We start from the raw sequence: 21,526 nt of genomic DNA, 5'->3' as shown, positions 1-21,526 counted from the left end.
AATTATTTCGCTTTACCTTTAAGTTTATATACATAGGCCAGCACTTCCGCTACGGCCTGGAACAGGTCTCCGGGAATGGAATCCCCGATCTCGGACCGTTGGTACAACGCTCGTGCCAGCGGCTTGTTTTCCATCGTTATAATGCCGTGTTCCTTGGCAATTTCCTTGATGCGCAGGGCCATATAGTCCTGGCCTTTCGCGATGATCTGCGGAGCTTCCATAGTAGAACCGTCATATTTGAGCGCAACCGCAAAGTGGGTCGGGTTCGTAATAATGACGTCTGCGTTCGGTACTTCCTGCATCATTCGTTGCAGCGCCATCCGGCGCTGGCGTTCCCTGATTTTTCCTTTGATCAGCGGATCGCCTTCCATTTTCTTAAACTCATCCTTAATGTCCTGCTTTGACATGCGGATGTTTTTTTCGTATTCGTACTTCTGGTACAAATAGTCCAGGACGGACAGGATCAGCAGGCCAGCCCCGATCTTAAAGCCAAGCGACATCGTAACATTCGCTACAAATTGAAAAATAGTATCCGGACTCTTCGTCGACAAGGAGGAGAATTCCCCTCTGGCTCCCCAAAGAGTGGTGTATACGAGGTAGCCAATGATCGTTAATTTAAATATGGATTTAAAAAATTCGATCAAGGACCTCATGGAAAAAATATTTTTAAATCCTTTGATCGGATCGATCTTGCTGAGCTTCATTTTCAAGGGCTCTCCTGTCAGGAGAAAACCGACCTGAATATAATTTACGACCAGTGAGATCACAAACACAGCAACAAACAGCGGTGCGAGCAGCAGCAATATTTGAATGGCATACTCGCCCAAGAGCTGCATGACATTCTCATTCGTTACGTCCATGGAGAGCCGGTTAAGGTATACGTCCGTAAACAGCCGGACCGTATGGTCTCTCATGTAACCGCCGAACATCAGCATGCACAGGAAAGCGGATAGTAACACCGAGGCGCCCGATACTTCCATACTTTTGGCCACTTGACCCTTTTTACGCGTATCCTGGCGTTTCTTCGGCGTCGCTTTTTCCGTCTTCTCCCCAGCAAACAGCTGCAAATCCACCGGATAACGGTAGGGGGATCGGTTCCGCATCCTCTTCATCCTCCTTGCGCCGTTCCCTCGTGTAAGACGCCGAGCAGCTGCCGGAGCGCCTCGAACATTTGGGCGAACAAATGATCAAATAATGACACAAGTCCCGGCATAAGCAGCATCAGCAGCACTAACCCGACCAGAATCTTAAGAATAATGCCGATGACAAATACGTTGAACTGCGGTGCCGTTCTCGCCAAGAAGCCGAGGCCGACATCGGTCAGAAACAAGGCCGCCACAAGCGGAGCCGCCATTTGAAGGGCAAGCATGAACGAGTGGGCAAAGGTTCTGACAAGAATATCCGTAACGCTGCCGTCTAGAATCTTTGAAAATACGTTGCCCGTTATAGGCACCCAATCATAGCTGTACATAATGGCATCGAGCAGATAATGATGGCCGTTCATGCCAAGGAATACGAGCAATGCGAGATAGTACTTAAAGTTGCCGATCAGCGGCATGGATGCGCCCGTAAACGGATCGATGACGTTGGCCATGCTAAAGCCGATCTGGATATCGATCAGCGCGCCGGCCGTTTGGACGACGGCCATGATCAGATAGGCGGTGAAGCCGAGCAGCAGTCCTACCAGCACTTCCTGGACAATCAGCAGAGCATAGGATAGATCCTGCGGCACCGTTTCTCCTATTCCGAACGTAAGATAAACGATGACTGTAAGCAGAAAGGAAAACCCGATTTTAAATGAAGTCGGGATGCCCCGCGATGTAAATACTGGAGCTATTACAAAAAAAGATGTTATTCGACAAAAAACAAGCATAAAGACAGGTATACTTTGCTGCAACCATTCCATGGACACTCAGCCTATCCGATATATTTGTAGAGATTGTCCAAAATTCCGTGGGTGAAATCCACCAACGTTGTCAATATCCAAGGACCGAACAGCAGGAGCGCGATAAGAACAATTATGATCTTTGGAACGAATGCCAGCGTCTGCTCCTGTATCTGCGTCGTCGCTTGGAAAATACTTATGATAAGTCCCACTACCAGAGCGAGAACCAGCATGGGCGCGCTCACTTGAAGCACAATGTAAACGGCCTGCCCTGCAAGGCCGATAATAAATTCAGAGCTCACGGCGAGTCCCCCTGTATTCGAATTACTTGCCGTTTCAAACGTTACGGATTAAAGCTCATCAGCATGGATTTGACCACCAGATACCAGCCGTCCACAAGGACAAAGAGCAATATTTTGAACGGCAGCGAGATCATGACCGGCGGAAGCATCATCATCCCCATCGCCATCAGAACGCTGGCAACGACAATATCGATGACCAGAAACGGAATGAAGATCATAAAGCCCATCTGAAAGCCTGTCTTCAGCTCACTGATGGCAAAGGCCGGCACCATGACGGTCAACGGGATGTCCTCGTACGACTCCGGCTTCTCTGTTCCCGTGTAATTCATGAACAGCAGCAGATCTTTCTCCCGCGTATGGGAGAACATGAATTTCTTGATCGGATCCTGGGCCTTCTGCAGCGCCTCGGTTTGGCTGATTTCACCCTTGAGATACGGCTGCAGCGCAACCTCGTTCATGGTTGAAAACGTCGGAGCCATAACGAACAAGGTAAGGAAGAGGGCTAACCCGATCAACACTTGGTTCGGCGGAGTTTGCTGTGTTCCAAGAGATGTGCGGACAAACCCGAGTACAATGACGATCCGCGTAAAGCTTGTCATCAGCACGAGCAAGGCCGGTGCAATGCTAAGAACGGTAATCAGGAGGATCAAGGACAACGAGCTTGTCCCCGGAGTCTCCCCTTCCCCGCCGATTTGAATATCGATGTTCGGAATCGGATCTGCAAATGCCGTACGGGATAGCAGCATCCCGGCCAGCATAAACATCGTGATAGCAATCGTAATCTTTTTATTCATGAATCCTTATGATCCTCCCGCAGCAATTCTTCGACCTTTTGTTTCCGGTTCGGTACGCTGCGCAGTTTAGATTCGAACACCTCGTGAAAAGAGGAGCTGTCATCCCATTCGATTTCTTCCGGTTGCTTGTTTTTACGGAGTTTTGCCGCCAATTTGCTTACAAAAGGCGGCAGCGCCCCGCTGTACATTCCTGAATCCTGTTCAAATGCCGCCTGAATCAGCGCGACCTCCGCGGGATCGGAAATTTTGTCCAAGAGCCGAACGTCTTCGCCAACCCCGATCACATAGATGTTGCCCCCGATTTCAACGAGCTGAAGGGATTTGTTAGGGCCCATCCCAACCGCACCGAGCGTACGAATGGAGCGGCCCTGCATCCAGCTCTGATTCTTTTTGCCTAAGAAGCGAATCAGGAGAACGATCAATGCGATGATGATGGCAAGAACGACAAAGACATAAAATAACTGTAAATAATATCCGCCAGTACCACCTGTGCCGATTTCATCGGAAGCCGCCATCATCATAAGAAACAATCCTTATACGCCAAGCGTTTTGTTGATGGCTTCAATGACGCGGTCCGATTGGAACGGCTTAACGATAAAGTCCTTCGCTCCGGCTTGGATGGCATCGATAACCATCGCTTGTTGACCCATCGCGGAACACATGATGACTTTTGCGTTAGGATCAATCTTTTTAATTTCCTTGAGCGCAGCGATCCCATCCATTTCAGGCATCGTAATATCCATCGTAATCAGATCCGGACGAAGCTCTTTAAATTTCTCGATCGCCTGCGAGCCGTCCTGAGCCTCGCCTACAACCTCGAATCCGTTCTTGACCAGAATGTCACGGATCATCATTCTCATAAATGCAGCGTCGTCCACAATCAGAATTCGGTTAGCCATTGATAAAAATCCTCCCTAAATGTTTGTGCTATTGTAATTTTTGAATTCGGTCCCATTGGCTCACGATATCCGTCACACGTACGCCAAAGTTCTCATCGATGACGACAACCTCGCCTTTGGCAATCAGCTTATGATTGACCAGGATGTCTACCGGTTCACCCGCCAGCTTGTCCAGCTCGATAATCGAACCTTGGGACATTTCCAGGATATCCTTAATTTGCTTCTGAGTCCTTCCTAATTCTACGGTGACCTTAAGAGGAATGTCCATCAGCAAGTTCAGATTGTTTTCATCCACCTGCGGGTAAGGCGCCGATTGAAAATTGGCGAACTGCACCGGCTGCACGTTCACATTCCGGCCGTGCATGCCGCCGTAATGCTGCGGCCCCGTCTGCGGAGGCATTTGCGGCTGTCCATACGGCATCGCATTCGGAGCCTGTCCTCCTTGGGGTTGCATGGCCGCATTGTAACCATAATGAGCTTCTTCTTGCGCATTCCCTGCATCCTGTGCATAAGCGGGCGGCTGGGTAGGCTGAGCTGCCGGTTCTTGCGCCGGAGCCGGGGCCGGTGTCTCTACCGCCGCTGCAGTCTCTTGTTTCACAGGCTGAGGCTCATCCGTGCCGTTAATCAGCATGCGAACCATGTCTTTGGAAAATTGAACAGGGAGCAGCTGCATGATGGTCGAATCAATCAAGTCGCCGATAATCAGACGGAACGAAATTTTGATCAAGGTTTCGTCCTGCGGCAGATTGTTGACGCCTTCTCCGCTCACCATGTTCAAAATATCGATGCCCGGCGGCGAAATATTGACAAACCGGTTGAATATCGTGGACATGCTCGTTGCGGAAGAGCCCATCATCTGGTTCATCGCTTCCTGGACGGCACTGATATGGATTTCGTTTAACTCCCCTTCTTCGGGGTTGCCTTCTCCGCCCAGCATCAAGTCTGCGATCACCTGGGCGTCGCGAGTCTTGATCACGAGAGAGTTGATGCCTTCGAAGCCGTCGACATACGTAACATGAACGGCAACATGCGGCTTTGGAAACTCCTCCTCGAACTGGCTTCGCTTGATGATGGACACTCTCGGCGTCGTAATATCTACTTTCTTGCCGAGGAGCGTGGATAAGGCCGTAGCGGCGCTGCCAAAGGTAATGTTACCGATCTCCCCTAGCGCATCCTGCTCCAGAGGCGTCAATACATCATCTACGGTAGCCGCCGAAGAAGAAGGATCCGATGCCATTTCCGACTGCTTCAGCAAGGCGTCGATTTCTTCCTGGGATAAATAATCTTTACTCGTCAAGTTCTTCAGCTCCTTCGATGACAATTTCATCGATTTGTACAGCAACCCGGTCTTTTACCGTTCCGGGACTGCCAATAAACTTCAGTCTGTCGCCGACCTTGATGGATAACCCGTCATGCACCGGCTTGTTCAGTGAAATAACGTCCCCGACCGAGAGTCCTAAAAATTCGGAGACGGTCAGCTGTGAAACGCCAAGCTCGGCAACGATCGGAAGCTGAGCTTTGCTTACCCGCTGCTTAAGCGCGTCCACTTCCTCGGGGATTCTGGCTTTTTTCTCAGAGATGAACCACTGATGCGCGGACAGCTTGGACATGATCGGTTCCAGCACGACATGGGGAATACAGAGATTGATCATTCCCGTGGTATCGCCGATTTTAGTGCTCAGCGAGATCAGCGCAATGGTTTCGTTCGGGGAAACGATCTGCATAAACTGAGGATTCGTTTCCAGCGCCTCAAGCCGCGGAGAAATATCCAGCACCGTTTTCCAGGCCTCCTTGAGGCTGTCGAAAGCCCGGCTGAAAATCCGTTCCATGATAATGGTCTCGATTTCGGTCATCGAGTTGATCGTGGACGGCGCGACCCCGGTTCCTCCCAGCAGGCGGTCCAGCATCGCATAGGCGATGTTTGGATGAACCTCAAGCACCATTCGCCCTTCGAGCGGCTCAGCTTCAAAAATGTTGAGCACCGTCATTTTCGGTATGGAACGTATGAATTCATCGTATGGGAGCTGTTCAACCTGCACCACATTGATTTGCACAAAAGTACGCAGCTGTGCCGAGAAATATGTTGTAAGATAACGTGCAAAATTTTCATGGATACGTGTCAAGCTGCGAATATGGTCCTTTGAGAAGCGAAGCGCTCTTTTGAAATCATAAGAACGAATCTTCTTCTGCGTTTCCTCTTTCTTCAGCTCCTCCGCATCCATCTCACCGGAAGAGAGCGCGGCCAATAGGGCGTCGATCTCATTCTGCGATAATACATCAACCATCTACTCACCCCCTTACAGGTCATCCGACGAACAGTCTAGATTCCGGCGATCAGCACATCGGTCATATCGATTTGAATCAATCTGCCGGACGTTAACGACTTGTTGATCAGATTCTGCAGCTTGGCAGTAAACTGTTCACGGCCCTTCGAATCGTTTAACAGCTCGGGCTCCGTGTCGGCTAACGTCTTGATAATGATCGGTTTGATCTTGATTTCCTTGATTTTGTCGAATTCCGCCTTAGCTTTCTTGTCGCTTAACTGAAATGCAAAAGCCATCTGGGCAATGTACTGTGGATCCGCCAGATTTGTCTTAATGCCGGTAATTTCCGATGTCATCTCCACGATCTCGTCTGCCGACAGATTCGCAGCGGCAGGCTTGTCGCTGGCCGAAGCGGTTTTCGGTTCCTCCGTCAGCTTGTCGGACAACAAGAATATCGCAAGCACGATCAATGTGATGGACAACAAAATCGTAATTAACCAGGGTAGCATCTTTTTCATGAAGGTTCCTCCATTTGCTGCACTTTAATGGTTGCTTGATGAATGCCAACCTCGTGATGATACGCTTTAATGGAAGCTACGATGTCATTTGCACTTTCCAACACAATCAATCGTTTTCCATTAATCAATGTGATATAGGTGTCCGGAGTCTCTTCAACCATTTCGATCAGCAGTGCGTTAAGCCACATCTGCGACCCGTTTAACCTCGTTACCGATATCATGGGCTGCCTCCTTGTTCATAAAAGGGAGGGAGGATCCCCCCCTGATCCAACCTTATCGTTTCAGATTAACGACTTCCTGGAGCACTTCATCGGAGGTGGTGATGATCCGTGAATTGGCCTGGAAGCCGCGCTGTGCCACGATCATCTCGGAGAACTCGCCCGTCAGGTCCACATTGGACATTTCCAGCTGCCCCGAAATGATTGCACCGGTGCCTTCCTCTGCGTTATTGCCTTCGAACATGACAGCCTCGAGGTCTCCGTCCGGCACTGCGTTCAATGTCACGCGATACAGATTGCCGCCAATCTTCTCCAAACCTTCAGGGTTCGGCACCTTCGCTACCCCGATAATCGCGCCTTCAGCCGTTGTTCCGTCACTCATCTTCTGGATGATGGCACCGTTCTGAGCGATCGTGAACGCAGTTACGTCGTCTTCCAGCGTGATCGGCTCGCCACCGGAGTCGAGCACTAGGAAACCGTCAGACGTTACAAGGTTTCGCGCAACGTCGACATGGAAATCGCCGGCACGGGTCAGGAAAGGAACTTCTTGGTCATCGCTCAGCTTGACCATGAAAAATCCGTCCCCGTCGATGCGTAAATCCGTCGGGTTGTTGGTGACCATGGCGCTTCCCGGCGTATGCAGGGTATCGATCGAGCCGATCGTTACACCAAGGCCGATCTGCTTGGCATTAACGCCGCCTGTCGGATCGTCCGTTCCCGGCGTCACGCCGGACACCGTCTGGCTAAGAATATCTTTAAACATTACCCGTCCAGCCTTAAATCCAACGGTATTGACATTGGCAATATTGTTGCCGATTACGTCCAGCTTGGTCTGAAAGCCTCTCATCCCGGAAATACCGGAGTACATGGATCTTAACACAGGGATTCATCCTCCTTCTTATATGGGCCGCTTCTGTCGGTCGGCGGCCGCCTGGCTTCCTGACGGGCCAGCCAGTAAATCATGAAATTATGACTGCGCTGTCGATCTGGGTGAACACATTGTCCTTCATGGCGTTGCCATCCATCGCCGTGACCACCGTCCGGTTCGGAATATTGACAATGAGCGCCATATCCTTCATCAGAATCAGTGATTCCTTACTGCCTTTCGCTGCGGCTTTATCGATCGCGCTCTGGATTTGAACGAGCTGGTCACCCTTGATTTCAATCCCCCGCTGCTCCAGTCGCTTCGCGGCATGGTTGCTGATGCGGAGCAGATTTTCATTTAACAGCTCCTTGAAATTGCCCTTTGGCGCATCGGATGAAGCCGATGCCGTTCGCCGCTCGGGCGATAGCGCGGCCGGATGCAATTTTCCGGGGTATAAATGGCCGATCATCATTCGATCACTCATGGCGCATTCCCTCCGGCCGAAGGTTCACCCTGATCCGATTGCCCGGAATCCGGATCTCCTACGTCGGCAGGTGCCGGTTCAGCAGCAAGCGCGTCAGCCGCACCGGCCTCAGCTCCTCCTTGACTAGGCTCCTCGGGCTCGGCAGCCGGGTTCTCAACCCTAAATATATCGCTTAGCAGCACTTCGCTGCTGCCAACCTTGGCGTAATGAACGCCGTCCCGTACAATAATCGACTCCACGATTCCGGTCTTCATGACTAGGGAATCCGTACCGTCCTTCGGCGTTTCCGTCCAGGTGAGATCATCGGTATTGACCGATTTTTCCATCCAGCTGATCTCTTTGCCGATCAGACTTGAAGCCGAGCCTAGGGATTGACTCATTGCCGTTAACTGCGTGTTGATGTTCATCAGCTGTTCAAGGGAGGTGAATTGGGCCATCTGAGCGATAAATTCCCGGTCCTGCATCGGCTGAAGCGGATCTTGGTGCCGCAGCTGTGTAATCAGGATGCTTAGAAACTGATCCTTTCCCAGCTCTTGCCCTTTACCGCCTTTGTTACTGACATTTCCTTTCGAATAGTTCGGCCACATGTTGCTTGTGGATACTGGATTCGTTGCCATTCGTGTTCACCTCCTCGCAATTAAGCTTTCGCGGTAAATGTTCCGGCTTGAACAGCTTGTCCTTCATCGGCCTGCATCTCGGAAATCCAATCATGCCATTCTTCCGTCAAGCTGGCAGCCAGTACGGCATCATCCGAAGGGGTATCTTTCCCTTTCGATCGCTGCTGGGACTGCTGCTGACCTGAGCCCGACTGTCGTCCGTCCTGATACATATTGGCTGTGGAAGGCTGACTGCTTTGCGTAACCTCGATTTTCTCCACTTGAAGACCTTGAGCAACGAGCGCTGTGCGAAGCTGCGCCATTTGCTGGTCGATCAGCTCTCTTGCATCCGCCTTAGCGGTCATGAATTGAGCGATCAGCTGTCCGTTTTGCATCGTTAATTTGATATCTACCTGGCCTAAATGCTCTGGATTAAGCGATATTCTCGCTTCCGTGAAGCCTTGCTGCTTTACGATTTCGAGCTTGTTTATAATGAAGGAAGTCATTTCACTAGCAAACCGCTCGACCGGTACCGGAGGGGCTGCAGGTTTTACCGCTACCTGAGTTCCTGAACGAAGCGCTAGCTGTCCGGCGGTTACGGTGCCGTGTTCAGGCATCCATGGTTCGCCGCTTCCATTCGAGTCAGCCGCTTTAGCGGAGACTTCTCCGCCTTGGCCAGCATTCGGCAGAAGGCCAGCATTCGGACCAGCTGACGGCGCTGCGTTGGTGGACTGTGTTCTTCCAGCCGTCGCGGTTGCCGCTGCATTGGCCTCAGTCGCAGGTGCAGAACCATTTGCCGCCTGATGTGAAGGTTTCACATGCTCGGCTGCCTGCTTCACATTGCCTGCGCTGTTGCCCATCAAGCTGTTGAACGACTGGACCAGCTGGTGTACCGCGGTCTCCGTTCCCGGACTCACCTTTCCGGCACTGCTAATCAAGGCCTTTATCTGAGTGAGTGTGTCCTGGATTACAAAACGTACCGTGTCCGTATGCTGGGCTAGCGGGGACATTGCCGCGCTGCCATCGGATCCTTGAGCCTGGACGCCGGCGCCGTTTAGCACCATGCTTGCTTGAGCAAGCCAGCTCTGCAGCTCTTCAAGCAAGGCAGGGTCTTCCGCCAATGCCTGGTCCAGTTTATCCAGCTCCCCAAGCAGGCTTTGCAGCATTTCGAGCAATCCCTCAATCGCCTCATTTGTTTCAGCCGGCAAGCCTTGTACCAAACCTTCCAGCTTGACCGTTGTCTCCGAAGCAGCTGTAGAGGAGCCGCCGCCTGCGCTCGACATCTGATATGTCAACGTCGCATCAAATGAAGCGCCCGCTGGTGAGCTGCCTTGTGCGCTCGTCTTGCCGCTTGCCGAAGAGCTGCTGATTGTGGAGGACATGCCTTGCACTGTCATCGTCATCGTCTTATTCACCTCCTCTCCCGTGCGACCGGAAAAGTTCAGACCGTAAGCGGATCTGATGTTTATTTGGAGCCCATAAGTCGATTCAGTATTCTTGCTGCAAGCTCCGGGTCTTTCGAGGACATCGCGTTCATAATTCTGGAACGCGTCGCGTCATCGACCGTATTCAAGATGGTCATGGTCTTGGCCGGGCTGATTTTGTAAGTCTGCATCAGCAGCTCCGCCGCATTGGTCGGCGTCATGCCTGCAAACGTCTGATTCAGCTGATTTTTGTCCAGGTTGCTGCTGCTCGTCTTGCTGCTTGCCGCTTCCGTATCATTTTTCTTGATTCGGGATTGCAGCGCCGCGATCGCCAAGTCCTCGGAGGGCTTGGCATCCTTCAGCATCATCGTGGCTTCCGCCGCTGTCTTCGGGTCCATCTTCTCCAGGATCGCCACCCGGTTGCTGCTCTTCATCTGGCTCAGCATCAGCACCATTTCCTCAAGGGTCAAATTTTGCATGATCGGCGCAGCCTTGCTTGGACTCATGTCCGCATACAGCTTGGCGAGCTCACGGATTTGTTTCGTATACGGATCTTCCTCCTGCTCCGGGCTTCCGGTGTTCTGGTTCTGCAGCGAATCAATCTGGCTCTCCAGCTCTTTCACTTTGTTCTCCTGGGCGGCTTTCTGCTCGGTGACCTCGCTTAGCGTCTCCTCGCGCTCCGCCAGCTGCTTCTTCAGCTCAACGATCGTCGCTTCGGCGCTTTCTTCCTGCTCCTTCGCTTCTTTCAGCTTCTGCTCTTCCGGCGTCAGCACCGGATCGGGAACCCAATCCTTCACAATCGGAATTTTGTTCGCCAGATCGATCATGCCGTCCCGAACATCCGCTCTAAAGAAGATCGCAAGCGCCCCTAGAAGAACGATCGTAAAAATGGCCGGTACGAGAATCAGCAAAATCCGTTCAAATCCACCGCTTGATTCTTCCTTATCGAGCGGCATGTCTTTTCTTGCCACGTTCATTCCTCCTTCGCGGTCTTAACCCGGCTGCCAACGGATTCATTATCGGGCTTTGATCGCAAAACGTACCGTCGCCAGCTCGTCCAGCTCGTTTTGTTCCCGAAGGAGACTTTCATGCCGAAATTTCTCGTGCGATTTGTCTCTTGCTTTTAACCACACTTTTTCATCCAGCATTTTTTCCGATAAAATCTCCTGCTTCTTCGTAACATTTACATGGGCGAGCCGAATATCATTCCGTTTCCGCTCAATACACTGCTCCAAGTACTGAGCATAGCTCTGAATATTGCGGATTTCGGCGATTGCCGCGCACCGCGTAACGGCTTCCTGCTCGGCCGCATACATCTGCTCCCGCATCCGGTACAGCTCGGTCAGGCTTTTCTCCTCCGCCTGCAGCTTCCCGATGGCGCTCGACAGCATCCATTCGGCCTGGGTCTTCTCGTTACTCTTCAGGTCTACGATTTTCTGGAATGCGTATTGAAATTTCATTCTTCAAAGTCATCTCCTTGAAAATTCGGAAATCAGACGTTCCTGAACCTCGGCGAGCGTCGTTTTTTCATTTACTTTCTGCTTCGTAAAATCCCATATCCGATGAATGTACTCGATGGATTCGTCGATGTCGGCGTTAGATCCCTGTTGGTAAGCCCCGATGTTAATTAAATCCTCGGAGTCCTTATATATGGCCATCAAGCGTTTTACGTTTTCCGAAGCCTCAATCTGCTCCTCCGGAGCGATGTCCTTCATCACGCGGCTGATACTGGCCAGCACGTCAATCGCAGGGAAATGTCCCTTATTGGCGATGCTCCGGTTCAGCACGATATGACCGTCCAGAATCCCCCGCACCGCATCGGCGATCGGCTCATTCATGTCATCGCCGTCCACCAATACGGTATAGAAGGCCGTAATGGAACCGTTCGGTCCGGTACCAGCGCGTTCAAGCAGCTTTGGAAGGCTTGCAAAGACCGAAGGGGTGTAACCTCTCATTGCCGGCGGCTCCCCGATGGCTAGTCCGACCTCGCGCTGTGCCATCGCATAGCGGGTCACGGAGTCCATCATCAGCATCACATTCAGCCCGCGGTCCCGAAAATATTCGGCAATCGTCGTCGCAATCAAAGCTCCCTTGATCCGGATCAGAGCCGGCTGGTCCGAGGTGGCTACGATGACGACAGAACGCTTCAGACCTTCGGGTCCGAGGTCCCGTTCGATGAAGTCCAGCACCTCGCGCCCGCGTTCTCCGATTAAAGCGATCACGTTCACGTCGGCCGACGTATTACGGGCGATCATTCCCATCAGCGTACTCTTCCCGACGCCCGAACCGGCAAATATGCCGACCCGTTGTCCTTTCCCGATCGAGAGAAGGCCGTCGATGGCTCTCACCCCGATGCTGATCGGCTCCTTCACTCTGGGACGATTCAGCGGATTTTGCGGAACGTTATGGGTTGAATAGTGCGGCATACGGGCCGGGATCAACGAGCCGTCTAGCGGCTGCCCCAATCCGTCAAGCACTTTGCCCAGCAGTTCCGAACCGACCTGAACGCTGAGCGGCTTCCCGGTTCCCACCACATCGCATCCCGGTCCTACGGAATGAAGCTCACCGAGCGGCATTAGCAGCACCTTGTTGTCTCTGAAGCCGACAACCTCGGCTTTCAGCGGCTTGGATTGCTTCGTCGGATAGATATAGCACACGTCCCCGATGCTCGCATCCGGGCCTTCGGACTCTACCATCAAGCCGATGACTTGGGTCACTTTTCCGTTGATGCGGACCGGGTCCAAATGTTTTAAATGCTCGATATACCGGGCGCTATTCAGCTTCTTCATCCTGATTTCTCCGTTCTTCGTCATCGAGGGCGACGCGCACCAGTTCCTTCTTGATTTCCGCCAGCTGCGTATCGATTCGTGCATCCACGCTTCCGAAAGACGAGCGGATCACGCAGCCTCGGTCCTTCACCGTAGCATCCGGCAGGATTTGGAGCTCCGCCTGGGAATCGATCGCCAATGATAACTCTTCTCTTGCCGCGTACACAAACTCGAAATGCTCAGGGGCAACGCAGAGCGAAATCAAACCTTTCTCCCGTTTGCGCGCAAGATTCTTCCGAATCAGCTCCAAGGTGAACTCCGGTTCAATCGTCAGCTGATGATCGAGTATTTTCTCGGCAATGCTGCAGCTTAGCTCGACCAGAAACGGTTCAGCCTCCTGGATCAAATCTTCCTTTGCCCGGTGGGCAAGCTGCAGAAGCTCGCTGGCTTCGGCCGTTGCCTTCTCCAGCAGCTCCTTCATTTCCAGCTCGGCTTTGGCAGCTCCCTCGGAGTAGCCTTGGTTGAAGCCCTCTATCTTCAATGTCTCGGACAAATCCTCATCCTGCAGCCTTCGTTCCTTCCACCAAGCATCGATCTGCTGCTCGGCTTCAGCCAGCAGACGCTGGGCTTCCTCGGAGGCCTCGCGTATTTGCCGTTCGGCAAATTCCTGGGCATCGCGCAGCATCTCGCTCTTGATCCGCTCGGCCTCGGCCAGCGTGTGCATGACCGCCGGCGCAGCGGCGGGCGGTGCCGGCTCCGCTTGCGCTTCTTCGGCAGGAGCGGCGTACCGACGCGCTACATCCAACTCTTTCAAGACATCCATCGTTGTATAGTGGGACGGTTTGATCAAGTTAGACAATAATGTCATCTCCTCCGCCGCGGGCAATGATAACCTCGCCCGCTTCTTCGAGTCTTCGGATCGTGCTTACGATCCGTGTCTGAGCTTCCTCCACGTCACGCAGCCGCACAGGGCCCATGTACTCCATCTCTTCGCGGAAGGTTTCCGCCATCCGCTTGGACATATTGCGGAAAATAACATCCCGGACTTCCTCGCTTGCCACCTTAAGCGCAAGCTGCAAATCCGCATTCTCGACATCGCGAATGATGCGCTGGATCGAACGATTGTCGACATTGACGATATCCTCGAATACAAACATTCGCTTCTTGATTTCTTCGGCAAGCTCGGGATCCTGTATTTCGAGCGAATCCAGGATCGTCCGCTCCGTGCCTCGGTCGACTCCGTTCAATATTTGAACGATCGACTCGATGCCGCCTGCGTTGGTGTAATCTTGGGTCACCGTTGCCGACAGCTTCTGCTCCAGCACGCGCTCGACCTGAGCGATAACTTCCGGAGACGTGCTGTCCATGACCGCAACCCGCCGGGCAACCTCGGCCTGCTTCTCTTGAGGAAGCGAGGATAATATCGCCGATGCTTGGTCGTATTGCAGGTAGGAGAGCACAAGCGCGATGGTTTGGGCGTTTTCATTCTGAATGAAATTCAGGATCTGGCTCGGATCAGCCTTGCGGGCAAAATCAAACGGCCTTACCTGAAGCGTTGCGGTCAGGCGATTGATAACCTCCATCGCCTTCTGCTGCCCGAGCGCTTTCTCCAAAATTTCTTTAGCGTAATTAATGCCGCCTTGCGATATATATTCCTGTGCAAGACAAATTTGGTGAAACTCCTGAATGATGCTATCTTTCTCGCCGCTGTCGACCTTGCGCACATTCGCAATCTCCAGCGTCAGCTGCTCGATTTCGTCTTCGCGCAAATGCTTGAATATTTGTGCAGAGACTTCCGGCCCCAGCGTAATCAGCAGTATAGCGGCTTTCTGGCGCCCGGATAATTGTTGGTTGTTTCCCTTAACCAATGCTTCCACCTCTATTCCTCAGCCAGCCATGTACGCAGCAGATTCACGAATTCATCCGGCTTTTTCTTCGCCAACGTTTCGAGCTGCTTTCGGACCTGACTCTCGTTCGTTACACTCTCAAGATTGATCGATGGGAATTCGGTCACCGGCGGAAGCGGAATATCTTCCTCGAATTCTTCCTGCTGTCTTCTGCGTTTGCGAATGAAGAAATACGTGCCTCCCGCGATCAAAGCCAATGCAGCTATGCCTATTCCCCACAGTACCGGCTGGGACAGAACGGTTTTCGAATTTACATCCGGATTTACATTAAATACCTGCGAATTAACCGAAACTTTTTGAAGCAATTGTGCGTCTGTATAGGTAGTACCTGAATCGGCAAGCGAAGCTCTCACAATGTTGATGAGAATGTTCTGGATCGCCGTTCGGGTGTCTTCGTCCAGCGTTTGCTGGCCCGCAGGTGGTTCAACTGCGACATTAATGGTTAAGTCTTTAACAGTATATGGACTCGCAATGATGTCCTTTGTAATGCGATTCACTTCATAGTTGATGGTTGACGACGTCTCTTCCGACGTTGTCTGTCCGCTCTCGGAATCGCTCGGATACCCGGGAACCGCTTCTTCGCCCACACCGGCAACTCCGCCGGCAGGACTGCTGGTTCCGGTATAATTCTTCTGAATTTCCTGTACGCTGAGCTCGATCCCCTTCATCTCTTCTTCATCAACGGGGGTTACGAGATTTTCCTTGCTCTGTACCTGATCGAAATTCAGCTTGGAAGCAACGAGTACGTTCACTTTGCTTGACCCCATGTACTGGGACAGGAACTGTTGCACATTCTGTCGTACTTCGCTTTCAAATTTTTTCTGCAGTGCAAAGTTCTCTTCAACCCTGCCGATCAGTCCGCCCTGACCACCCTTGGCCGTGGCAAGAAGTTCAACTTCGTCATTGGTTATGGTTATATTCTCGATCGGAAGGTTGGGTATGGCCGTCTTCACCAGGTTGTAGTAACCGTCGATCACTTCCTGATTCGGCCGGTATCCCGGTTTAAAATGCAGGACAACGGAGGCGCTGGCCTGATCTTCATTGTTGGTCTTGGCAAACACGCTTTCTTTCGGCAGATTGAGCAGCACGGTGGCATCTTGGACGCCCTGCATCTTCTCAAGCAGACGCTCAACCTCGCCGTTCAGTGCATTTACATATTTCACTTCGAACTCGTTATCGGTCATGCCGATCGCGGATGCATTTTGCTCGAACGTTTCGAAGCCGATCGTTCCGTTTTGCACCAGGCCCTGTGAGCCGACGTCAATCTGTACTCTGGCCGCCTCGGTGCTCGGTACGGAGATGCTTCGTCCGTCCGGGCTCAGCTTGTAGGAAATACTCTGCGATTCCAGGTGGCTGATAATGCCGGCAGCATCACTGGAATTCAAATCCCGGAAAGCCACCTCGTACTTTGTCTTGGAGAACTGCATCGTCATTACAACAAGTGCAATCAGTACGAAGACTACAGTAGCGGTCAACATTATTTTTTGCTTATTGCTAAATTGATTCCAATATTGGGTCACTCGATCCCGATATTGGGCGATTCTCTCGTTCACATCGTCACCCCATCCGAAACTTTGCTAGAAACATTTAGATTTGCGTGCGCATGATCTCTTGATAGGCTTCTACCACTTTGTTTCGGACCTGTGTTGTGAGCTGTATGCTCAACAGTGCCTGCTGGGCGGATATCATCGCCTGATCCACGTTGACTTGTCCAATCATCATTTTGTCGCTCATGACATGAGCCTGTTGTTCCTGTGCGGAAACAGAGTTCAACGCATCACTCAAATACGAACCGAAGCTGCGGATGGATTCGGCAGGAGTCTTCTCTGCCACCGTGGCTTGCTCTCGCATTTGAAGGGGCGAAACGCCCGAGGCTTGGAACATTGTGTTTTGAATCATCGATTTCCCCTCCTAATTTTCTGTATCTAAACGCCTACCCTACACTATCTGCCGATCTCCAGCGCCTTCATGATCATGGCTTTCGATGCATTAATGGCAGTCACATTGGCTTCATAGGACCGGGTAGCCGCGATCATATCCACCATCTCTTTTGTGACGTCGACATTAGGCATATAGACATATCCCTCGGCATTCGCGTCCGGATGAGTCGGGTTGTATACCTGCTTAAGCGGAGATGAATCCTCCTTCACGGCAGCCACCCTTACCCCTTGGCCCGCGGTTTCCCCGTTCATCTGGGCTCTAAGCATCCCTTCGAACGACTCGCTCTGCGGCGAAAGAACTACGGTCTTGCGGCGGTATGGTACCGCTTGTCCATTCTCGATCCGGGCTCTTGTCGTTTCCGCATTGGCAAGGTTCGAAGAAATGACGTCCATGCGAAGACGTTGGGCCGTAAGGGCCGATGCATTGATCGAAAAGCCGTTGCTAATATTCATGAACCTTATCTCCCCTCAATCGCTGTACGCATCATGCGAATTTGCTCATTCACCGCTTGTATGTACGAATGGTATCGGAGCTGGTTCTCCGCGAGCAGCACCATTTCCCGATCCGCATCGACATTATTCTCGTTGTTGTTCATAGAGCTGCTGCTGTCATTCGTAATCGAAGCGCTCGGAATGCTGCCGGTTGGACCGATCGGTATATGTCTTGGATCCGTCCTTCTCCCTTGCAGCGTAAGTTGAGCTCCCTCCATCTCCTGTTTCAAAAGACTCTCGAAGGATACTTCGGATCTCTTAAAATGAGGCGTATCCGCGTTGGCGATATTGTTGGCAATGACGCTGTTTCTCAGATTCGCTGCGTCCAAACCGCCTTGAAGCCGCTGAAAGGAACTATTGTTCAACAGATTCACTAGCTCATTCCTCCTGACTGGACCTGCAGAAAAGTATTCCACTCTTCCTAGCTAAATCCTCTTTTTTCGACAAAAAACATAATCCGTACGCCCTAATCTAGGTCTTAAGTAGAAAAAGACAGCATGATGTCACATAAACTAAGTTTCTTAAAGATTGGGACTTTTTACAATAAGAAAAAAGCCCTATCTTTTTCCAAGAATAAGGGCTTTTTATTCATTTTCGTTTCGTTTTTTTCTAAAATATTGCAAATCTCAATACTGATTTTGTAAAATTTAAAGTTTTCTTCCCAAGGTATAGGTCCAGATGCAGGTCCGCTTGTTCACAAAAAATTACGAATTCGGTCCTGATCGCTTCCAACATACGCAAATATTTCGACATCTTGGACTTCATTTGCATCGACAAACATTTACACCTGAGCGCCTTCTTTGCCGAATTACAAAATATATTGGCTCAAATCCCGATCCTGGGCGATGCCGGCCAGCTTTTCTCTCACATATTGGGGCGTAATGACCATGCGCTCCAGCGTGAGCTCAGGCGCCTCAAACGACAGATCCTCCAGCAGCTTCTCCAGTATGGTATGGAGCCTGCGGGCGCCGATATTTTCAGTGTTTTGGTTTACTGAGGCAGCAATCTGGGCAATCTCCCGAATGGCCTCCGGGGAAAATTCCACTTCGAGCTCTTCGGTGCGCAGTAAATTGATATATTGCTTGGTCAGCGCATTTTTCGGTTCGGTCAAAATGGACACAAAATCATCCAACGTCAAGCTGTTCAGCTCCACGCGGATCGGGAAGCGGCCCTGCAGCTCCGGAATCAGATCTGACGGCTTCGCAATATGGAAAGCGCCTGCGGCGATAAACAGCACGAAATCCGTCTTCACCGGCCCGTACTTCGTCATGATGGTAGAGCCTTCCACGATCGGCAGGATGTCGCGCTGAACGCCTTCCCTGGATACATCCGGTCCCGATTGGCGGCCTTGGCTGGCAACCTTGTCGATCTCATCGATGAAAATAATGCCCGATTGTTCGGCACGCCGGATGGACTCCTGGATGACATCATCCATATCTATCAGCTTGGCCGCCTCCTCTTGCGTAAGCACCTTTCTCGCTTCCTTAACGGACAGCTTGCGCCGCTTCGTCCGCTTCGGCATCAGGCTGCCGAACATCTCCTGCATATTCATGCCCATCTGATCATTTCCCTGCCCCGCGAACATATCAAACATATTCGGAGCGGTGTCCTCGACATCGATTTCGATCGTCTCATCCTCAAGCTTTCCGGACAGCAGATTGAAACGGATCTGTCTCCGTTTCTCCTTCAGGCTTTCGTCTTTATCCTCCGCATCATCCTCTACGGCCTGAGACGGATTGTTGCCTCCGAACAGCATCTCAAACGGATTGCGCTGGCTCTTCTGGCTTTTGGTTGATGGGGCCAGCAGCTGCACGATCCGCTCGTTCGCCATCTCTTCCGCTTTATCCTTGACCTTCTCCGTGCGCTCCAGCTTCACCATGCGAATTGCTGTTTCCACAAGGTCGCGAACCATCGATTCCACGTCACGTCCCACATACCCGACCTCGGTAAACTTCGTAGCCTCCACCTTCACAAAAGGAGCGTTCACCAGTTTTGCAAGCCTCCGGGCAATTTCCGTTTTGCCGACGCCCGTAGGACCGATCATCAGGATGTTTTTCGGAACGATCTCATCGCGCTCCTCATCGGACAGCAAGCTGCGCCGATAACGATTGCGAAGCGCAACCGCAACAGATTTCTTCGCTTCCTTCTGGCCGACAATATATTTATCCAACTCGGAAACAATTTGTCTTGGAGTCATAGATTCTTTATTCACCGTGAATACCTCCCGCCCTGATATGGCTATACGCTGCCGTAAAGCATGATTACAGCTCTTCTACAATAATATTGCTGTTCGTATATACGCAAACCTCTGAAGCAATCTGAAGCGCCTCTCGCGCGATATCCTTGGCCTCCATATGCGATGCATGCCGTTTCAGCGCACGTCCTGCCGAGAGCGCAAAGTTGCCTCCCGAGCCGATCGCCAATACATCGTCGTCGGGCTCAATAATTTCGCCCCCGCCGGAGATCAGCAGCATCCCTGTCTTATCCACCACAATCATTAAAGCTTCCAGCTTCCGCAGCACCCGATCCTGGCGCCAGTCCTTGGCCAGCTCCACGGCCGCGCGCTGCAGGTTTCCATGATGCTCCTCCAGCTTGCCCTCAAATTTCTCAAACAACGTAATCGCATCCGCCACAGAACCGGCAAAACCGGCGACAACTTGTCCCCGGTAAAGACGGCGCACTTTTTTGGCGGTCTGCTTCATGACTACACTTTCTCCGAACGTGACTTGGCCGTCGCCGGCAATGGCTGCTTTGCCATTATGCCGTACTGCACAGATCGTCGTAGCGTGAAAAGTCATTTCCATGATGGCGGACCTCCCCTATTTTTAAAAGTTACAGCGTATTCAGTTGGTTGTCATAAATGAATTCGCGAATATGATCAAGAGCGCGATTAGCCAAAGCTTCATTCTTCTCTTTCTTATTCCGGATCCGGGTCTCAAGCTTCGGCAGCAGTCCGAAATTCGCGTTCATCGGCTGGAAATTATCCGGATCGGCGTGCGTAATATAATAGGCCATGCTGCCGATCGTCGATTCCTGCGGGAATACAATCCCTTCTTGTCCACGCGCTGCTCTTGCCGCATTGATGCCTGCAATCAATCCGGAGGCGGCGGACTCAACGTAGCCCTCGACCCCCGTCATCTGTCCGGCGAGATACAGATTCGGACGCGTCTTCACCTGATAGGTTTGCTGAAGCAGCTTCGGCGAATTGACGAACGTATTGCGGTGCATAACGCCATACCGTACGATCTCGGCATTTTCCAGCCCCGGGATCATCGAAATAATACGCTTCTGCTCTCCCCACTTCAGATGGGTCTGGAAGCCTACCAGATTGTACAGCGTGCCGGCTGCATTATCCTGACGGAGCTGAACGACGGCGTAAGGAAGCTTGCCGGTATGCGGGTTCACCAGTCCGACCGGTTTCATTGGGCCGAACAAAGCCGTTTGCTTGCCCCGCTTCATCATGACTTCGATCGGCATGCAGCCCTCGAAATAAATTTCCTTCTCAAACTCTTTGAGCTGGGCAACTTCGGCGTTGACCAGCGCATCGTAGAAAGCATCGAATTCCTCTTCCGTCATCGGGCAATTCAGGTAGGCGGCCTCGCCTTTGTCATAGCGGGAAGCAAGATACACCTTGCTCATATCAATGGAGTCCTTCTCTACGATCGGTGCAGCCGCATCATAGAAGTAGAAGTAGTCTTCGCCCATCAGCTCGCGGATTTGAGCCGACAATGCGGGAGAGGTCAAAGGTCCTGTCGCAATGACAACGATCCCTTCTTCAGGTATATGCTGAATTTCTTCATTTACTACCTCAATTAACGGATGCTGATGAAGCGTCTCCGTGATTTCGCCGGAGAAGCCGTCACGATCCACCGCAAGCGCCCCGCCCGCCGGCACGGCGTTGCGGTCCGCCGAACCGATCACGAGCGAGTTCAACATGCGCATCTCTTCCTTCAAAACGCCGACCGCATTGGTCAACGTATTTGCCCGGAGCGAGTTGCTGCAGACCAGCTCTGCGAACTTGTCTGTATGATGGGCCGGCGTCTTCACGACCGGCCGCATTTCGTATAAGGTAACGGGAATCCCGCGGCTTGCGATCTGCCAAGCCGCTTCACTGCCGGCAAGGCCTGCCCCGATCACCGTTACTCTCTGTGTGTCTGTCAACGTCATTAC

26 protein-coding genes are annotated in these 21,526 nt (G+C 51.9%); all 26 read right to left on the bottom strand.

Going from position 1 to position 21,526, the window contains the following annotated elements; genetic code table 11:
- Positions 1-2 precede the first annotated feature (2 nt).
- Complete coding sequence (gene flhB, locus NSQ46_RS11260; protein WP_040738183.1) at positions 3-1,112, bottom strand: flagellar biosynthesis protein FlhB; 1,110 nt, start codon at positions 1,110-1,112, stop codon at positions 3-5.
- Positions 1,109-1,906, bottom strand: coding sequence for a flagellar biosynthetic protein FliR (gene fliR, locus NSQ46_RS11255; protein WP_007128740.1), 798 nt, complete (start codon positions 1,904-1,906; stop codon positions 1,109-1,111). The genes flhB and fliR overlap by 4 nt, the downstream gene beginning before the upstream one ends.
- 11 nt (positions 1,907-1,917) lie before the next feature.
- Complete coding sequence (fliQ, locus tag NSQ46_RS11250) at positions 1,918-2,187, bottom strand: flagellar biosynthesis protein FliQ (protein ID WP_007128741.1); 270 nt, start codon at positions 2,185-2,187, stop codon at positions 1,918-1,920.
- 41 nt (positions 2,188-2,228) lie between these two features.
- Positions 2,229-2,981 carry a flagellar type III secretion system pore protein FliP gene (gene fliP, locus NSQ46_RS11245; RefSeq protein ID WP_007128742.1) on the bottom strand — a complete coding sequence of 251 codons (753 nt, stop codon included), beginning with the start codon at positions 2,979-2,981 and terminating at the stop codon, positions 2,229-2,231.
- A complete protein-coding gene (locus NSQ46_RS11240) occupies positions 2,978-3,502 on the bottom strand; it encodes a flagellar biosynthetic protein FliO (RefSeq protein WP_007128743.1) in 525 nt (174 codons plus the stop codon). Before NSQ46_RS11240 ends, fliP begins: the two co-directional genes overlap by 4 nt.
- A 12-nt stretch (positions 3,503-3,514) precedes the next feature.
- Positions 3,515-3,880, bottom strand: coding sequence for a response regulator (locus NSQ46_RS11235; protein ID WP_007128744.1), 366 nt, complete (start codon positions 3,878-3,880; stop codon positions 3,515-3,517).
- Between the two features lie 28 nt (positions 3,881-3,908).
- The gene (gene fliY / locus NSQ46_RS11230; protein ID WP_007128745.1) at positions 3,909-5,177 is read right to left on the bottom strand and encodes a flagellar motor switch phosphatase FliY; all 1,269 of its coding nucleotides are present in this window, start codon (positions 5,175-5,177) and stop codon (positions 3,909-3,911) included.
- Entirely contained in the window at positions 5,167-6,165 is a 999-nt protein-coding gene (gene fliM / locus NSQ46_RS11225; RefSeq protein WP_007128746.1) for a flagellar motor switch protein FliM, read from the bottom strand. The genes fliY and fliM overlap by 11 nt, the downstream gene beginning before the upstream one ends.
- A 35-nt stretch (positions 6,166-6,200) precedes the next feature.
- The gene (locus NSQ46_RS11220; RefSeq protein WP_007128747.1) at positions 6,201-6,662 is read right to left on the bottom strand and encodes a flagellar basal body-associated FliL family protein; all 462 of its coding nucleotides are present in this window, start codon (positions 6,660-6,662) and stop codon (positions 6,201-6,203) included.
- Positions 6,659-6,883 (bottom strand): flagellar FlbD family protein, encoded by a 225-nt coding sequence (locus NSQ46_RS11215; protein WP_007128748.1) that lies wholly within the window; start codon positions 6,881-6,883, stop codon positions 6,659-6,661. The genes NSQ46_RS11220 and NSQ46_RS11215 overlap by 4 nt, the downstream gene beginning before the upstream one ends.
- Positions 6,884-6,935: 52 nt before the next feature.
- Positions 6,936-7,760, bottom strand: coding sequence for a flagellar basal body rod protein FlgG (gene flgG, locus NSQ46_RS11210; protein ID WP_007128749.1), 825 nt, complete (start codon positions 7,758-7,760; stop codon positions 6,936-6,938).
- Positions 7,761-7,839: 79 nt separating this feature from the next.
- Positions 7,840-8,229: a TIGR02530 family flagellar biosynthesis protein gene (locus tag NSQ46_RS11205; protein WP_028405677.1), complete on the bottom strand. Its 390-nt coding sequence runs from the start codon at positions 8,227-8,229 to the stop codon at positions 7,840-7,842.
- Positions 8,226-8,846 carry a flagellar hook capping FlgD N-terminal domain-containing protein gene (locus NSQ46_RS11200; protein WP_144878810.1) on the bottom strand — a complete coding sequence of 207 codons (621 nt, stop codon included), beginning with the start codon at positions 8,844-8,846 and terminating at the stop codon, positions 8,226-8,228. The genes NSQ46_RS11205 and NSQ46_RS11200 overlap by 4 nt, the downstream gene beginning before the upstream one ends.
- 20 nt (positions 8,847-8,866) lie before the next feature.
- Positions 8,867-10,228 carry a flagellar hook-length control protein FliK gene (locus tag NSQ46_RS11195; protein ID WP_341032992.1) on the bottom strand — a complete coding sequence of 454 codons (1,362 nt, stop codon included), beginning with the start codon at positions 10,226-10,228 and terminating at the stop codon, positions 8,867-8,869.
- Between the two features lie 62 nt (positions 10,229-10,290).
- Positions 10,291-11,226 carry a kinesin gene (locus NSQ46_RS11190; protein WP_100085182.1) on the bottom strand — a complete coding sequence of 312 codons (936 nt, stop codon included), beginning with the start codon at positions 11,224-11,226 and terminating at the stop codon, positions 10,291-10,293.
- 39 nt (positions 11,227-11,265) lie between these two features.
- Positions 11,266-11,709: a flagellar export protein FliJ gene (gene fliJ, locus NSQ46_RS11185; RefSeq protein ID WP_007128754.1), complete on the bottom strand. Its 444-nt coding sequence runs from the start codon at positions 11,707-11,709 to the stop codon at positions 11,266-11,268.
- Positions 11,710-11,718: 9 nt separating this feature from the next.
- A complete protein-coding gene (fliI, locus tag NSQ46_RS11180) occupies positions 11,719-13,038 on the bottom strand; it encodes a flagellar protein export ATPase FliI (RefSeq protein WP_341032990.1) in 1,320 nt (439 codons plus the stop codon).
- Positions 13,022-13,876 carry a FliH/SctL family protein gene (locus tag NSQ46_RS11175; RefSeq protein ID WP_341032988.1) on the bottom strand — a complete coding sequence of 285 codons (855 nt, stop codon included), beginning with the start codon at positions 13,874-13,876 and terminating at the stop codon, positions 13,022-13,024. The genes fliI and NSQ46_RS11175 overlap by 17 nt, the downstream gene beginning before the upstream one ends.
- A complete protein-coding gene (fliG, locus tag NSQ46_RS11170) occupies positions 13,869-14,885 on the bottom strand; it encodes a flagellar motor switch protein FliG (RefSeq protein ID WP_007128757.1) in 1,017 nt (338 codons plus the stop codon). Before fliG ends, NSQ46_RS11175 begins: the two co-directional genes overlap by 8 nt.
- Positions 14,886-14,896: 11 nt before the next feature.
- Positions 14,897-16,477 (bottom strand): flagellar basal-body MS-ring/collar protein FliF, encoded by a 1,581-nt coding sequence (fliF, locus tag NSQ46_RS11165; protein ID WP_342576766.1) that lies wholly within the window; start codon positions 16,475-16,477, stop codon positions 14,897-14,899.
- 34 nt (positions 16,478-16,511) lie between these two features.
- Entirely contained in the window at positions 16,512-16,823 is a 312-nt protein-coding gene (gene fliE, locus NSQ46_RS11160) for a flagellar hook-basal body complex protein FliE (RefSeq protein ID WP_007128759.1), read from the bottom strand.
- Positions 16,824-16,867: 44 nt separating this feature from the next.
- Positions 16,868-17,317, bottom strand: a complete 450-nt coding sequence (gene flgC / locus NSQ46_RS11155; RefSeq protein ID WP_007128760.1) for a flagellar basal body rod protein FlgC — start codon at positions 17,315-17,317, stop codon at positions 16,868-16,870.
- 5 nt (positions 17,318-17,322) lie between these two features.
- Positions 17,323-17,730: a flagellar basal body rod protein FlgB gene (gene flgB / locus NSQ46_RS11150; RefSeq protein WP_144878808.1), complete on the bottom strand. Its 408-nt coding sequence runs from the start codon at positions 17,728-17,730 to the stop codon at positions 17,323-17,325.
- A 434-nt stretch (positions 17,731-18,164) separates the two neighbouring features.
- Positions 18,165-19,568, bottom strand: coding sequence for an ATP-dependent protease ATPase subunit HslU (gene hslU / locus NSQ46_RS11145; protein WP_007128762.1), 1,404 nt, complete (start codon positions 19,566-19,568; stop codon positions 18,165-18,167).
- Between the two features lie 49 nt (positions 19,569-19,617).
- Positions 19,618-20,160, bottom strand: coding sequence for an ATP-dependent protease subunit HslV (hslV, locus tag NSQ46_RS11140; protein ID WP_007128763.1), 543 nt, complete (start codon positions 20,158-20,160; stop codon positions 19,618-19,620).
- Between the two features lie 28 nt (positions 20,161-20,188).
- Positions 20,189-21,517, bottom strand: coding sequence for an FADH(2)-oxidizing methylenetetrahydrofolate--tRNA-(uracil(54)-C(5))-methyltransferase TrmFO (gene trmFO / locus NSQ46_RS11135; protein ID WP_144866318.1), 1,329 nt, complete (start codon positions 21,515-21,517; stop codon positions 20,189-20,191).
- Between the last annotated feature and the right edge of the window lie 9 nt (positions 21,518-21,526).

The organism is Paenibacillus sp. FSL M8-0142 (assembly GCF_038597315.1).
GTDB classification, from domain to species: Bacteria; Bacillota; Bacilli; order Paenibacillales; family Paenibacillaceae; genus Paenibacillus_AQ; species Paenibacillus_AQ lactis.
The sequence above is the reverse complement of the archived record's forward strand: the minus strand, read 5'-3'. Positions and strand labels throughout refer to the sequence as shown.